Genomic DNA, 14,382 nt, shown 5'->3' with positions numbered 1-14,382 from the left:
TAATAGTACTCTAAATCGCATTGTATGAGCAGAACAACCAAAGACCGCATGCCACAGCGCCCCCGTGCGGCTTCACAATATACGACGTTTAATGTGTATGAACCGGAGGAGTTGATGACTTTTCTTTTGAAAGTCATGTCAGGTATTAGCCGGAACAAGGTAAAGGCATTGCTGACCGGGCGTGCGGTATATGTTGATCAGGTGATCACTACGCAGTATAATTTTGCCTTAAAGCCGGGGATGAAGGTACAAATCAGTAAGAAAAAGGGACAAAAAGAATTCCACAGTTCGCTGTTGAGTATTGTTTATGAAGATGCGTATCTCATTGTAGTAGAAAAACGTGAAGGACTTCTCTCCATTGCAACTAATCGCGAGAAGGAGCGTACTGCTTATTCTATCCTGACAGATTATGTACAACGTTCAGGCAGACAGCACCGGATATTCATTGTTCACCGCTTGGATAAGGATACGTCGGGACTGATGGTATTTGCAAAGGACGAACAAACAAAACGTAACTTGCAGGATCATTGGCAGGAGATTGTAACCGATCGCCGTTATGTGGCTGTGGTATCCGGAGAAGTTGAAAAAAATAATGGGACCATCACTTCCTGGTTGAAAGATAATAAGGTTTATGTCACCTATTCCAGCCTCTCCAACAATGGGGGAGACAAGGCCATCACTCACTATACGGTAATCCGTCGTGCCAATGGTTATTCATTGGTGGAACTGGAATTGGAAACAGGCCGTAAAAACCAAATTCGTGTGCACATGAAGGACCTTGGTCATCCGGTTGTAGGAGATACTAAATACGGTAATGGTGATGACCCTTTGAGACGTCTGGCTCTTCATGCCTTTAAATTATGGTTCTATCATCCTGTTACCGGCGAACTGATGAAATTTGAGACTCCTTATCCTTCCTCTTTCAAAAATCTGGTGACAGGTAAATCATCTTCAGGCACGGCATTGCAAAACGCCGAACCGACACGGCAATAGGTTGAAGAATGAATTTCAGATGTATATGCGGATAAGGCTATAGGCTTCCGATTTATATACAATGTGTATTTCTAAAAGATACCATTCTGTGTATAAATGAAGACAATAGATAGCAATTTGCTGTATCTCCAGACAAATTTCAAGAAGGGAGTTAGCCCTCGTCTTATCTTGCGTATACATAAATTAACTCTTATACATCACACTATCATTTAATTTTGGGAAACTTAATATTTTATTGTAGGAAAAGATAGATTTTGAGGCGAGATTCCTGGAAAACGTTGCGGTGAAATTGGAAAATTGATGCGACGAAATCTTGAGTTTTATCCCATAAATCCGCATTTTCCTGCTGTGAAGGGATTAACTTGACGGTTCAAAAGTCGGTTTTCTGATTTTTCCACCTTGGGATGTCTTAGGAAATGCTTGTTTTGTATTTGACGAAATGAATACATAGGGACATTCAGTTAATAGTATAAAATTAGCCAACTAATTCATACATAAAGTATTGCGAATTAGTTGGCTTTTTTGTATCTTTAGGCATTCCCCCGAATTTAAGGTTTGGCAGCCAAAACGGGGGAAATTCCCAAACTAAGATATGGCTAAGATACAAAATATTTCAGAAATTCACCCTACTTTGGGCTTTACAGAATTTGATATTCTGGAAAAATATCGCAAGAGTTTTCATGAGAGTGAGCTTGGCAGGCTTCATTCCGTGTTCCCGTTTGACCGTATGGCAAAGACTATGGGCCTGTCGGAACAGCGACTGGGACGCAGGAACATCTTCAGTCCTTCGGCTAAGATTGCCCTCATGGTCCTGAAGGCGTACACCGGCTTCTCTGACAGACAGCTGGTGGAACATCTTAACGGAAACATACACTACCAGATGTTCTGCGGAATCATGATAAATCCGTCTTTCCCCATAACCAACTACAAGATAGTCAGTGCCATCCGCAATGAAATAGCATCCCGTCTTGACATTGATTCCCTCCAGGAAGTGCTGTCCTCACACTGGAAACCTTATCTTGAGAACCTTCATGTGTGTATGACCGATGCCACATGCTATGAGAGCCATATGCGTTTTCCTACGGATATGAAACTCCTTTGGGAAAGCCTGGAATGGCTCTACAGGCATATCTGCCTTCATTGCAGGGATCTGGGTATAAGGCGTCCGCGCAACAAGTATGCGGATGTGGCGAAGTCCTATCTGTCCTACTGCAAGAAAAGAAAGAGGAAGGCTTCAAGGACAAGGATGCTCAGGCGTCGTATGATCAGACTCCTTGAAAAGCTTCTCATACAGAGGGATGAAATCCATAGAGAACATGGGACCTCACTCCGATATACCCGGGATTACCGGAAGCGTCTTTCCATCATCAGAAAGGTTCTTGTACAGGAAAAGAATTTGTTTGAAGGCAGGAAGGTCAGTGACCATATTGTCAGCATTGACCGTCATTATGTACGTCCCATTGTAAGAGGTAAGGAAACAAAGTCTGTCGAGTTCGGTGCGAAGGTCAACAACATACAGATAGACGGCATATCGTTCATCGAACACCTCTCCTTCAAGGCTTTCAACGAAGGCATACGCCTGAAGGACTGCATCCGCATGCAGCAGAAGCTCATGAATGTGAGAGTAAGATGCGTGGCTGCCGATTCCATATACGCCAATAATGCCAACAGAAAGTTCTGTACAAAATATGGAATATCCACCTCCTTTGTACGCAAGGGAAGGGCGGCCAGGGATGAATCCTTGAGAAAGGTTCTCAGAAGTGAACTCTCAAAAGAAAGAGCTACCCGGCTTGAAGGCAGCTTCGGCACACAGAAGCAGCATTACTCACTCTCAAGGATAAAGGCACGGAACAGAAAGACGGAAATCCTATGGATTTTCTTTGGAATACATACGGCAAATGCCGTACTGATGATGGACAAGATCGGAAACAGAGCTGTTAAAGCGGCATGACATGATTTTACTGACAGAATCAGAAGAGGTCATCTGACTTCTTCCGCAACGTCATGTCCTGCTGATAAGAGTATATGAGAAAATACAGAAGAATGACAATAAAAATGGCATATGAAGTGATTATATTTTGTCCTGACTTTGACAGCTTGATATTTCAACAATTGTAACATTTTTAAAATCAGCCGTTCCAGAAAATCTTCATGGTGACGCGGGTGACGCAAACCTAAAATGAGTACCTTTATGGCATGTTTGTACGCAAGAAAAAGAACCGTAGCGGCACTGTGAGCGTGGTTATCGCAGACAAGAGCAGTGGCAAGTTCAAGGAGCTTAAGACAATTGGAGTATCGTCTGCCCCCGACGAGATTGTTCGCCTTGAGGTCAAAGCGCGTCAATGGATAGACGAATATTCCGGTCAGATGACACTTGACTTTGACGAGAGTGCTCAGGCGCTCCAAGAAGCGAGAAATACCATTGCGCGCATCGAGAGGACGCTCCAGAACACGCCACAAGTTATCCTCGGCCACATATACGACAGAATTGGCTTTGGAGTAATCGGGGACAGCATTTTGCGTCATCTCGTCATCGCAAGGGTCTGTCATCCGCAGAGCAAGGTTGCCACAGCGTCGTATCTGAAGTCCTACTTCGACGAAGACGTTCGGTTACATAACATCTACCGCTATATGGACAAGCTGTATAATACGCAGCGCGAGAAGGTCCAGCGGATAAGCGTAGAGCACACGATGAGGATTCTCGGCGGACGGATTGGGGTCGTTTTCTACGATGTGACCACACTTTACTTCGAGTCCGCACCACAGCCGGACGATGTTCTTCGTCAGGCAGGCTTCTCAAAGGACGGCAAGATGGCAGAATCGCAGATAGTCCTCGGACTGCTGGTGAGCGAGGACGGCTACCCGATGTCCTACTCTATCTTCAACGGCAGCCAGTACGAGGGGCGCACAATGATTCCCGTAATCGATGACTTTGTCCAGCGCTTCAAGCTGACAGACTTCATCGTTGTGGCCGACTCGGGCCTTATGAACACAAAGAATGTGGAGCTGCTGGAATCCGCCGGCTACCGGTATATTATCGGGGCGAGAATCCGAAACGAGTCTCAAAAGATTAAAGACTGGATTCATGGAATTGACAGGACGGTCGGGAACATTATTGAATGTTGCAAGAATGATTGCCAGAGGCTGGTTGTGAGCTATTCAGATGCACGGGCAAAGAAAAACGCATGGAACCGCAACAAAGGCGTCGATAGACTCCGCAAGGCCTATGCGAAAGGTACTCTGACCAAGGACAACGTCAATAAGCGAGGCTACAACAAATTTCTCGATATCAGCAAGGACATAACCGTAAGTATCAATGAGGAAAAGATAGCAGAAGACAGTCTTTGGGATGGACTGAAGGGGTATATAACGAATACGACCCTGTCCGGGAAAGAGGTCATATCACAATACCATGGCCTTTGGATGGTTGAGAGGGCTTTCCGTATTGGCAAAGGGACGCTCGAGATGCGTCCAATGTTCCATTTTACGGAGAAACGTATCGAGGCCCATATTTGCATCTGCTTTGTAGCCTACAAGATGTATAAGGAACTTGAACGGGTCATCAGAGAAGTCGGCATGAAGATGAGCGTTGACAAGGTTCTTGAAATCGCCAAGACAATAACGACGCTCAGAATAAGGCTGCCCAACGGCTCGGTATATACTGAGACTTTATTCACAACACCACAGCAGGAGACCATCAAACCATTGTTGGAGGCATTAGATCAAGACAAAAATAAAGCAGGGTGACGCATTGTCAAAGTCAGGAAAAATGGCATATGAAGTGATTATATTTTGTCATCTTCATATGCCATTGTATTTTATAGGGACATTTACTAAATATCCCTACATAAGGCATGCATTTCGTACACTAATATACTTTATGCAAGGAATACCCGTAGCAACTGCTGCCAAGTTTTATCAATATAGTAGCATCCTGTTATCTGTGAATTACATGAAATGGCAAAGAAGATTCCTTTCAACCGGGCTGAGTGCGAAAATGGAGTCACCTCAGAGGACCTCATTTGACAATTTGACAAAATGACATTTCGGGGGAAACAGTTTTGTATCTATGACTCCTGCTTCATAGAATAAACTCTTCCACCACATGAGCGACACCATCCTCATCATTGGACCGGGTCACATAATCGGCATGTTCACGTACCACCGGTTGTGCATTGGCCATGGCAACTCCTAGTCCGGCATACTTGATAAGAGGCAAATCATTGAAGCCGTCCCCACAAGCAATCACTTCCTCAGGAACAATATCCAGCCTTTTAAGCAAGACCGCAAGCGACTGAGCCTTGTCGATTCCTTTAGGAACAAGTTCCAGAAAATAGGGTTCAGAACGGAAAACTCCCATCCGGTCTTTCAAATAATCAAACATTTCTTTTTCTAAACGAACCAAACGTGCCGGATCACCGACAATCATGCACTTTACAACAGGGAATTGTATGGCATCAAGAAAATGGTCCACTTTTTTCAGCTGCATGACATTCAACAAGGCCTCCTTTTGTACGTATTCGTCATCAGGATATTCAGTAATGACGAATTCATTATGATAAGTCACAATGGCAAAGTTATTCTTTTGGGCGCATTCGTATAAATAAGGAAGGACTTCCGGTTCGAGTACATTTTCATAAAGCATTTCTTTGCTTTTCCAATCCATGATTTCTCCACCATTATACGATAGAATGTATCCGCCGAAATCAGTTAAACGCAGTTTATCAGCTACCGGTGCCACTCCATAAGTCGGACGTCCTGAGGCCAGAACTATTTTAATTCCTCTTTCCTGTGCATGAATTAATGTTTCCAAGGTATGAGGAGTAATTTCTTTTCGGCTGTTTGTTAATGTTCCGTCAAGATCAAGAACCAGAAGTCTGTATGCCATGTTCGTATTGATTAGATAGGTTATATCCGATTGAAAATATAAGCTTACCGAGATTATTGTCTTTCTTCAGCGGCACGTAAGATCACAGTGGTGGCTCCCAAAGTCAGAATAGCTCCGTCCTCAATACGCACCTGTTCACGATCTCCGACCAACTCATTCATGACGAATGTTCCACACAGGCTTCCATTGTCACGCAAGGTATAGAGAAGTTTTCCCTGTTTATTCCGTTTGACATTGATTGTGCAATGCTTCCGGTCCATATTAGGATCATTCGTTTCAATAGGCACCTCAATATTCATGCCTTTATTGCGTCTACCGATTACATTGTCACCTTCCTTCAATGGTAGCACTTGTTTGTAAGCAAATGCATTTTCGACAACTACAATACTTCCGAAGCTGTCTTTATTTTCTTGTTCATCAATCTTTTCTTCTTTCCGGATGGCATTAAGTTTAGATGCTCCAATACGAATACTGAACTGTTTCTTGCATTCATCACAAATAAATACAAGCGATTGTCCCTCTTCATACTTGGTCTCATCGAAAATAATGTAGTGATCACACTTCGGGCAACGTACTCTTTTCATCTTTACTCTGTAGGTTAGTTTCGCGTTGTAAGCATCCACGCACCTTTAAACATGTCATTCTTTCTCAGTTGGAGCATACGGTTATTCAACGTTTCCTTATCCGTTCCTGACATCAGTGCAATGCGTACACGACCGTCACGTTCTATGATCGTTGCTCCCGGATAACCTTTGGCCGCCAAGTCTTTCACGGTCTTTTCCGCATCAGCCCGATTGCCTACACTTGCCACAATGATGTGGTAAAGTTTTCTTGCGTGCACTTTCTCGCTTTTGGCTGCAATCGCATTTTGCTTTTTTTCAGACGTAACAGGTTTCTTCTCGGCAACTGTTTTTGTTGCACTAGGCTTCGTCTTTTCAACCGATTTGCTTACCAATTCGATTTTCTCTTCATGAATTGTCGGGTGCGTTGTTTTCGTTTTCTTCTCTTTTTGCGGAACAGGAGTTTGTGGCGCAGCCAATAGGGTAGTGGTAAGTGAACGAGAACGCAACTGGTCAAACCATTCGCGATTACCCAGCGAAGCATAACTTTCTGCTTCCACATAAGTATTATCTACCGGAGTGGAAAGAAAGAAGAAAAGAATGACGGCTGCTGCAATCGCTACCGCATTATTTAGCCACGTGCGGTTAATATTGATAACTAGTGTATTGCTCTTTCTGTTGCTGTCAATATGCTGCGGAAGCATCGGTTCCATTTCCACCTTTTTACTGCGTAAGTCTTTTAACTCACTCATTTCAAAAGCACCCCATCCATAGAGACTCATGGATTCAACATGCTCTTCCGCCGGCTTAAAGTGGATTGTATTGTCAATATTGACAGACAATCTTCCCAGTCGTCCAATCTGTACTTCACCTTCTTTATACAGGACCTCGCACAGTTCATTCACGGCACTTTCCACCATCTGGTGTGCAACCGGATAACTGACTTCGTAGGTTTGCATGTAAGATTGGATAAGCAGTCCATCATTCATGCGTAACAAAGGATTGAAACCGATGGTACGATAGGGGGGAAGGAAACGGTTTTCGCTGTCAATGTGCTGTGCCGGTGTATAATAGGTAATAAAGCCACCTAAATCCGGTATGATAACACATTCGTTGTCTGCCAACAGCCTCTCAATATGTAATAACAATACTTTCATACTGCAAATGTAGCCTTTTCCTTTGAAAAACGGGGTATGCACCGGAGATTAATTTTCTTTAATAAGAGTGTTATTACCTGACGAGTTTTATGTACTTTTGTGTGATAAAAAACAAAAGCAATGAATTACATTCCTACAAATATAGAAGGAGTATACCTGATTGAGCCGCGTGTGTTCACAGACTCAAGAGGCTATTTTGTTGAAGCTTTCAAACGTACCGATTTTGGACAACATATAGGAGCAATAGATTTTATACAAGAACATGAATCGTCAAAAAAGGATCTGAAAGCCGTTTGGCTACGCAATGCTGAAGGATATGAATAAGTTGATACAAGTCGGATGTGTTCTTGGAGCGGCTCTTGGAAGTCTATGCGCCTGTCATCGCCTGATGGAACCGGCTGAGACAGCCATTGTGGTTGAAGACACTGTCGCAAAAAAATCACTGCAAGGTATTTGGGCTGACGATAGTGGAGATGTTGTCCAGTTTCGTGCTGAGGGTGATTCGCTCTATTATCCAGGAAGAGAGTCACAACCGCTTTATTTTAAAGTGCTCAATGGACAACTGATGATATGTGGGACCGATACGGTTTCTTATAGGATTATGCAGCTGGATAGCAACAAATTCTGGTATCATTCCATTACAGGTGAACTCATCAAGCTCCATCGTTCCGAGTATGAATTGGATTCGTTGGAATTTTTAAATGTTCTCCGTGAGCCTATCGCTCTTTACGACAGTGTGGTTCAAAAGGATTCCGTGGTAATGTTTGATCGCCATCGCTATCGAGGTTATGTATATATTAATCCTTCGACCATGCGTGTCGTCAAAACATCTTATAATGAGAATGGAATAAAAATAGAACAAGCCTTTTATGACAATGTCATTCACATCTGTGTGTATGAAGGGAAAAAGTCACTTTATGCCAAAGATTTTACCAAAAAAGACTTTGAGGCATTAGTTGACGCCAAATTTTTGCAGAATGCAGTATTGGGCGATATGGACTTTATTGGAGTGGATAGCCGAGGATTTTGGTATGAAGCTTCTCTATGTATTCCTGACGAGACCAGTTGCTACCAGGTTTATATTCAGATATCTCCAGAAGGGGAGATGTCACTTCACAATGAGATGTAAACTGCTCCATGAATAAAATAAAGCCCCTTGAGAGCTGGAGATATTGTTTCCTCCTGTTTTCAAGGGGCCTATTTTTATGACTGCTTTTGTGAAGATTGTTGCTTACGCTTGCGAGAGGAATGCCCTCGACGGGAATTGCCGTTCTTTTTCCCTGCAGGTTTTTCTTCTACACAACCCTTCTTGGGTGCTTTATCATTCCGTCTACGTCCATGTGCGCCTTTTCTGCCACCATGTCCAGTTATGGGCTTGTATTCCGGCGCCTCACCTAATTCGGATGGAAGAGGTAGCTTGTAAATATCTTTCTCCAGGAAGTCTTCGATCGCTTTGAAGTTCGTTTGCTCCTTTTCACTCACAAATGTGATGGCGCATCCGTCATGATTGGCACGAGCCGTACGTCCGATTCTATGTACATAATCCTCGCAGTCATGAGGTACATCATAGTTAATCACCAAACGGATATCATCAATATCAATACCTCGCGCTACAATGTCAGTGGCAACCAATATGTCAATACGCCCGTTCTTGAATTCATGCATGATATGATCACGCTGTTTCTGATCCAAATCAGAGTGCATCTCTCCGACATTCAGTTTCATGCGTTGTAGTGCCCGGGTGACATCTTTCACCTTAAGTTTGGATGAAGCAAAGATAATAACCCGTTCCGGCTTGGTTGTGGCAAACAATGATTGGATGATACCTAATTTCTGCCGTTCATAGCAAATGTATGCGGTCTGTATAATCTTTTCGGCAGGTTTTGACACAGCAAGTTTCACCTCTACGGAATCATGGAGTATGGTCTGTGCCAGCTGCTGAATCTTGTTAGGCATGGTTGCAGAGAACATAATCGTTTGTCGTTCCTTAGGCAAGCGATTGACAATCTGCATGATGTCATCATAAAATCCCATATCAAGCATGCGGTCGGCTTCATCGAGAATGAAGAAAGAAACCTCAGAGAGATCGACATTTCCCAAGTTCAAGTGACTGATAAGGCGTCCAGGAGTTGCGATGATAATATCGGCTCCCAAGGCTAACCCTCTTTTTTCCTGCTCATAGCGTATTCCATCATTTCCTCCGTAAATGGCAACACTGGAAACCGGCATAAAGTAGGAAAACCCTTCAATCTGCTGATCAATTTGCTGGGCCAATTCACGGGTTGGAGCCATAATCACACAATTGATGGCATCCTCTTTATAAGTACCCCGACTTAACTGATTCAGCACGGGCAGGAGATAGGCTGCCGTTTTTCCAGTACCTGTCTGAGCAACACCTATCAGATCTTTCCCTTCCAATAGAATGGGAATTGTATGTTCTTGAACCGGGGTGCATTCGCGGAAATTCATCGAATCCAGCGCATCCAGAATGCAATCCTCTAGGTCTAGGTCGGAAAAGTTCATAGATTATTTTCTGATTAAAAGTTTTTAGAATGTGTTTATTATAATGTGATCAAGAAAGTCTTTTTCCACGTTCATCCAAGTAGGAGTCCTTAAACCCAAGGAAATATAGGACACCGTCCAAGCCTATGGTATTGATTGACTGTTGGGCAGTAGCAACCACCTTGGGCTTGGCATGGAAGGCGATACCCAAACCGGCTAGCGAAATCATCGGAAGGTCATTGGCACCGTCGCCTACAGCAATCGTCTGTCGTATATCTACATTTTCCACTTGTGCTATCAGACGTAACAGTTCAGCCTTACGACGCCCATCCACAATTTCTCCTACATACCGTCCTGTCAGTTTGCCATCCACAATTTCCAGCTCGTTTGCATAGACATAATCAATGCCAAACTTGTTTTTCAGGTAATTGCCAAAATAGGTAAATCCTCCGGAAAGAATTGCAATCTTATATCCATAGCGTTTAAGAACATACATCAGACGTTCCACTCCTTCCGTAATAGGCAGATGCTCGGCAATGTCCTGCATGACGGATTCATCAAGCCCCTTCAACAGTGCAACACGTTCACGGAAGCTCTCGTTAAAATCAATTTCACCCCGCATGGCTCGTTCGGTTATTTCCCGAACCTCCTTTCCGACTCCTGCACGATCTGCCAGTTCATCGATAACTTCTGTCTTGATAAGCGTTGAATCCATATCAAAGCAAATCAGGCGGCGCATACGTCGGTACATGTCATCCAACTGAAAAGAAAAGTCCATTTCCAGGTCGCGCGACAGTTTCATGAGATCTTCTTGCATCTGTGCTCTGTTATTCGGAGTTCCACGAACTGAGAATTCGATACAAGCTCTCGTGCTGGCTGCCTTCTCATCGAGTGGTATACGGCCGGTCAAACGCTTGATGGCATCAATATTCAGTCCTTGATTTGCCAAAATGCGAGTGACAGCTCCGATTTGCCGGGCAGTAAGTTTACGGCCCAATAATGTCAATATATAGCGGTTCTTCCCTTGCAGGCTTACCCAATTCTCGTATTCTTCGGTTGAAATCGGATAGAAACGAATGTTAACACCTAAATTTGAGGCCTCAAAGAGTAACTCCTTCATGATATTGCCCGATTGATCTTCACGTGTCTTAAAGAGAATACCTAACGACAAGGTACTGTGTATATCTGCTTGTCCAATATCTAGAATTGTTACATCATATCGAGCTAATATCTCAGTCATAGAGGCAGTTAAACCAGGTCTATCCAATCCGGTAATACGAATTAGGATAAGTTCTGTATTGATGTCATTCATATCTTTCTTCAGTGGTTATGGTTTAGAATGAACAAAAGTAGTTATTTCGGACGGAAGTGAATGAAAATGCTCCTTGAAAAAGGCGCAATATATGTTATAAAACATGATTTTCTTTAAAATGCTTGTCTGTTAGCGAAATATGTGGGAACTTTGTGCCCGGATTTCATCGTTATGATATCTTCTATCTCTTGTTATTGTGATAGAGGATAAAGAGGTAATAGTCCGGATGGAAATCACTGTCATCTTTTAGGGCAGGTCCGGATAAGTATGAACTAAAATCATATTGCATGAGACATGTAAGATGGATTTTTGTTGCAGTATTACTTTTTTCCTTAACGGCTTTCATTGATAAAGACAAACCAACAACCGGACTGAGTGTTGGAAACAAAGCTCCCGATTTTTCAATTGAAGAGCATCATATGAAAGCCTGTCTTAAAGCACTGAAAGGTAACTATGTGCTTTTGAGCTTTTGGGCAAGTTATGATGCATCGGCACGTGTGAACAATATGTTGCTGGACCATGCGCTCAATGACTTGCCACGGAATGTAAAGATGGTCTCAGTCTCATTTGACCGTTATCAGTCAATATTTGACGAGACCCTCAAACAGGACCGTTTAGGAAATGCCCGTTATTTCGTGGAACCTGACGGTGAAGCTTCGAATTTGTTTAGTCTCTATCATTTGGACAAAGGCTTCAAAAACTATCTACTGGATGAGCATGGTGTGATTATAGCCATGAACGTTCGTGTAGAACAACTCCCGAACTATCTTCATAATAAGTAGTTGGGAACTGATTTGATAAGGTTACAATGAAAGCCTTATCCAAAGGAAATAAAGAGGTATGCAACAAGGCGTCGTATCCAATTGGGGTACGGCGTTTTTCGTATTATTTCTGCTCATTCCATGTGTTATCTTTATTCTTGCTACTGAGTAATGTCATTTTTGAGTACCGAAACCACTCCCATATTCTAGAGATACATTACCAGTTGTATGGCTACTACAAGTAATACCATCATGCATTCTACACGAATATTGATTTGTAGGGAACGTTCCAGGTCTACGGTCGTCAAAAGCCGCTCTTGGGTACCAATGTATGGTTTCCAGACCGTATTGCCAAAATAATCGTGCGGGCCTCCAAAACGGCACTGCAGGATGCCGGCTAACGCTGCTTCCGGATAACCGGAATTGGGACTGGCATGCTGGTTCCCATATTGCCTTACAAAATGAAAAAGCTGCAGATGACCGGAGGCAATGACCATCAGCAAGGCAGTCAGACGTGCCGGCAGGTAATTTGCCATATCATCCATACGTGCGGCAATACGCCCAAACAGATTATAGCGTTCCGTCCTGTATCCAATCATGGAATCAAGTGTATTCACCATCTTGTATGCCATCATTCCGGGAACTCCTAACAGCAGATACCAGAATAGGGGAGCTACAACACCATCACTCAAATTTTCGGCCAATGTTTCCAGGGCTGCCGTTCGTATTTCTTGAGAAGATAGCGTATGGGTGTCACGACCAACGATGCGGGACACTTGCTTTCTCCCTGCCTCTGTCGACCTTTCTACGGCACGGAATACGGCACGGACTTCACGAATGAGTGTAGTACCTGCCAAGCAATAGAATATCAAGACAGAGGACAGCAGGTAAGAAAACCATGGCCAACCAGCTTCCTGAGTTGCCTGTAAAACCGTATAAGTACAAATATAAATGCCAAAGACCAAGGTTATAGCCATGACAGATCCTTTAAGGAGGCGGAATTTTCCACGATTCAGCCAACGCTCTCCTTTGGCAATCAGTTTGCCAAAGCCAACAATCGGATGGGGCAACGCAGGTGGATCTCCAAAAATCTTATCAAGGCTCCAACCTGTAATCAGGGATAATATAGATGTAAGGATATACATAAAATGAATATTATTGTTGCAACCAGTGCATAAATGCCTGGATAAGCATCTTGTTTTCACGGGGTGTTTGGGTGGCGAGACGGAAAAAACTTTCGTCAAGTCCACGGAAATTAGATGCATCTCGGATTAATATTCCATACTCACGAACCAGAAAATCTTTGAGCGCAGCAGCCTTACCTTGACGCAAACGAAGTAAAAAGAAGTGGGTATCACTGTCCCATACATCTACCATTCGGGTCTGTTTCCAGGCATTTACAAATTTTTCTTTTTCGTTGAGATAGCTAACCAAGTCAAATGGAAGAGACAAATGTTGTTCCAATGCATAAAACCCCGCTTCAATAGCCAGAGCATTCACTGACCATGGCATCCGTTGCACACGTATATCGCGCAATATCTCCGGGTGTCCTGTCAAATACCCAATGCGAAGACCAGGGATAGCAAAATGCTTTGTCAGGGAATGAATTAAAAGAACATTGGGTAGAGCTGCTGCTTCACAAACGCTATACAGCGGATGCAAGGTAAAAGCCTCATAAGACTGGTCTATAACGAAAAGTTTGTGAGGATTGCAGGATATCCAGTCTTTCAATTTGGACAGGGTACGCACTTCTCCTGTCGGATTATTTGGATTGCACAACCATACGACTTCAGCATCTGTCGGAAGGCTATCGTAGGTGTAGAAATAGGAAATCTTGTGATGATGCAAACGACATGCATCTGCATATTCACTGAAAGTTGGTGCCCATACGGCGCTTTTGCGCCCGCGAAAGGCTTGGGCGATGAGATAAATGGCTTCTGTTGCACCATTGGTGACACATACGCTCTCCCCGGTTACCTGAAAAAAATCAGCAAAAGCCGTTTCTAACGTGACAGGTGCAGGTTCAGGATAATTACAAAGGCATGAAATTTTAGAGCCAAGTCGTTGGAATAACTCTTGATGATCAATTCCGCAGTATACATTGGAACTGAAATTACTTGTTATCGGATGAGTATAGTGATGGATGTCATCGCCGTGTCCGTTAATCATTTTTGTTACAATCTTTTTAGTTATACGGTGCAAATATACA

Annotated in this window: 12 protein-coding genes and 1 pseudogene; 6 read left to right on the top strand and 7 right to left on the bottom strand. The window is 43.4% G+C overall.

Annotated elements, in window-relative coordinates; genetic code table 11:
* The first annotated feature begins 48 nt into the window (after positions 1–48).
* The 3 genes from C8275_RS09315 (at position 49) to C8275_RS09305 (ending at position 4,740) form a co-directional block, all read left to right on the top strand.
* Positions 49–993 carry an RluA family pseudouridine synthase gene (locus C8275_RS09315; RefSeq protein WP_106484926.1) on the top strand — a complete coding sequence of 315 codons (945 nt, stop codon included), beginning with the start codon at positions 49–51 and terminating at the stop codon, positions 991–993.
* A gap of 592 nt (positions 994–1,585) precedes the next feature.
* Positions 1,586–2,944 (top strand): transposase, encoded by a 1,359-nt coding sequence (locus C8275_RS09310; RefSeq protein ID WP_106484925.1) that lies wholly within the window; start codon positions 1,586–1,588, stop codon positions 2,942–2,944.
* 245 nt (positions 2,945–3,189) lie between these two features.
* Complete coding sequence (locus C8275_RS09305; protein WP_106484924.1) at positions 3,190–4,740, top strand: IS1634 family transposase; 1,551 nt, start codon at positions 3,190–3,192, stop codon at positions 4,738–4,740.
* Positions 4,741–5,074: 334 nt separating this feature from the next.
* Here C8275_RS09305 and C8275_RS09300 read toward each other — a convergent pair whose 3' ends face one another.
* Genes C8275_RS09300 through C8275_RS09290 form a run of 3 tightly spaced genes read right to left on the bottom strand, consistent with a single transcriptional unit; the run spans position 5,075 to position 7,598 of the window.
* The gene (locus C8275_RS09300) at positions 5,075–5,881 is read right to left on the bottom strand and encodes a Cof-type HAD-IIB family hydrolase (protein WP_106484923.1); all 807 of its coding nucleotides are present in this window, start codon (positions 5,879–5,881) and stop codon (positions 5,075–5,077) included.
* Between the two features lie 53 nt (positions 5,882–5,934).
* Complete coding sequence (locus C8275_RS09295) at positions 5,935–6,465, bottom strand: FHA domain-containing protein (protein ID WP_022383581.1); 531 nt, start codon at positions 6,463–6,465, stop codon at positions 5,935–5,937.
* 14 nt (positions 6,466–6,479) lie between these two features.
* Positions 6,480–7,598 (bottom strand): SPOR domain-containing protein, encoded by a 1,119-nt coding sequence (locus C8275_RS09290; protein ID WP_106484922.1) that lies wholly within the window; start codon positions 7,596–7,598, stop codon positions 6,480–6,482.
* A 120-nt stretch (positions 7,599–7,718) separates the two neighbouring features.
* On the opposite strand from C8275_RS09290, the pseudogene C8275_RS09285 reads away from it, so the two are divergent.
* Both C8275_RS09285 and C8275_RS09280 read left to right on the top strand, forming a co-directional pair.
* Positions 7,719–7,868: pseudogene (locus tag C8275_RS09285) on the top strand (dTDP-4-dehydrorhamnose 3,5-epimerase family protein); the annotation flags it as partial.
* Positions 7,869–7,914: 46 nt separating this feature from the next.
* Positions 7,915–8,727 carry a DUF4738 domain-containing protein gene (locus tag C8275_RS09280; RefSeq protein WP_157948237.1) on the top strand — a complete coding sequence of 271 codons (813 nt, stop codon included), beginning with the start codon at positions 7,915–7,917 and terminating at the stop codon, positions 8,725–8,727.
* A gap of 74 nt (positions 8,728–8,801) precedes the next feature.
* Here C8275_RS09280 and C8275_RS09275 read toward each other — a convergent pair whose 3' ends face one another.
* Positions 8,802–10,121: a DEAD/DEAH box helicase gene (locus C8275_RS09275; protein WP_106484919.1), complete on the bottom strand. Its 1,320-nt coding sequence runs from the start codon at positions 10,119–10,121 to the stop codon at positions 8,802–8,804.
* Between the two features lie 49 nt (positions 10,122–10,170).
* Complete coding sequence (gene serB / locus C8275_RS09270) at positions 10,171–11,412, bottom strand: phosphoserine phosphatase SerB (protein ID WP_022383576.1); 1,242 nt, start codon at positions 11,410–11,412, stop codon at positions 10,171–10,173.
* A 287-nt stretch (positions 11,413–11,699) separates the two neighbouring features.
* Here serB and C8275_RS09265 point away from each other — a divergent pair, with 287 nt between their 5' ends.
* The gene (locus tag C8275_RS09265; RefSeq protein ID WP_106484918.1) at positions 11,700–12,194 is read left to right on the top strand and encodes a thioredoxin-like domain-containing protein; all 495 of its coding nucleotides are present in this window, start codon (positions 11,700–11,702) and stop codon (positions 12,192–12,194) included.
* A 185-nt stretch (positions 12,195–12,379) separates the two neighbouring features.
* On the opposite strand, the gene cbiB is transcribed toward C8275_RS09265, so the two are convergent.
* Both cbiB and C8275_RS09255 read right to left on the bottom strand, forming a co-directional pair.
* A complete protein-coding gene (gene cbiB, locus C8275_RS09260) occupies positions 12,380–13,318 on the bottom strand; it encodes an adenosylcobinamide-phosphate synthase CbiB (protein WP_106484917.1) in 939 nt (312 codons plus the stop codon).
* 10 nt (positions 13,319–13,328) lie between these two features.
* Positions 13,329–14,342, bottom strand: coding sequence for an aminotransferase class I/II-fold pyridoxal phosphate-dependent enzyme (locus tag C8275_RS09255; protein ID WP_106484916.1), 1,014 nt, complete (start codon positions 14,340–14,342; stop codon positions 13,329–13,331).
* Positions 14,343–14,382 lie beyond the last annotated feature (40 nt).

This window comes from Bacteroides sp. Marseille-P3684 (assembly GCF_900291465.1).
Taxonomy (GTDB): domain Bacteria; phylum Bacteroidota; class Bacteroidia; order Bacteroidales; family Bacteroidaceae; genus Phocaeicola_A.
This window is presented reverse-complemented; position numbering and strand designations above follow the sequence as displayed.

Coding starts and splice junctions, on each gene's coding strand:
- C8275_RS09295 (WP_022383581.1), bottom strand. CDS start 6,465: ATGAAAAGAGTACGTTGCCCGAAGTGTGATCACTACATTATTTTCGAT.
- serB (WP_022383576.1), bottom strand. CDS start 11,412: ATGAATGACATCAATACAGAACTTATCCTAATTCGTATTACCGGATTG.
- C8275_RS09265 (WP_106484918.1), top strand. CDS start 11,700: ATGAGACATGTAAGATGGATTTTTGTTGCAGTATTACTTTTTTCCTTA.
- C8275_RS09300 (WP_106484923.1), bottom strand. CDS start 5,881: ATGGCATACAGACTTCTGGTTCTTGATCTTGACGGAACATTAACAAAC.
- C8275_RS09290 (WP_106484922.1), bottom strand. CDS start 7,598: ATGAAAGTATTGTTATTACATATTGAGAGGCTGTTGGCAGACAACGAA.
- C8275_RS09255 (WP_106484916.1), bottom strand. CDS start 14,342: ATGATTAACGGACACGGCGATGACATCCATCACTATACTCATCCGATA.
- C8275_RS09280 (WP_157948237.1), top strand. CDS start 7,915: ATGAATAAGTTGATACAAGTCGGATGTGTTCTTGGAGCGGCTCTTGGA.
- C8275_RS09310 (WP_106484925.1), top strand. CDS start 1,586: ATGGCTAAGATACAAAATATTTCAGAAATTCACCCTACTTTGGGCTTT.
- C8275_RS09275 (WP_106484919.1), bottom strand. CDS start 10,121: ATGAACTTTTCCGACCTAGACCTAGAGGATTGCATTCTGGATGCGCTG.
- C8275_RS09305 (WP_106484924.1), top strand. CDS start 3,190: ATGTTTGTACGCAAGAAAAAGAACCGTAGCGGCACTGTGAGCGTGGTT.
- cbiB (WP_106484917.1), bottom strand. CDS start 13,318: ATGTATATCCTTACATCTATATTATCCCTGATTACAGGTTGGAGCCTT.
- C8275_RS09315 (WP_106484926.1), top strand. CDS start 49: ATGCCACAGCGCCCCCGTGCGGCTTCACAATATACGACGTTTAATGTG.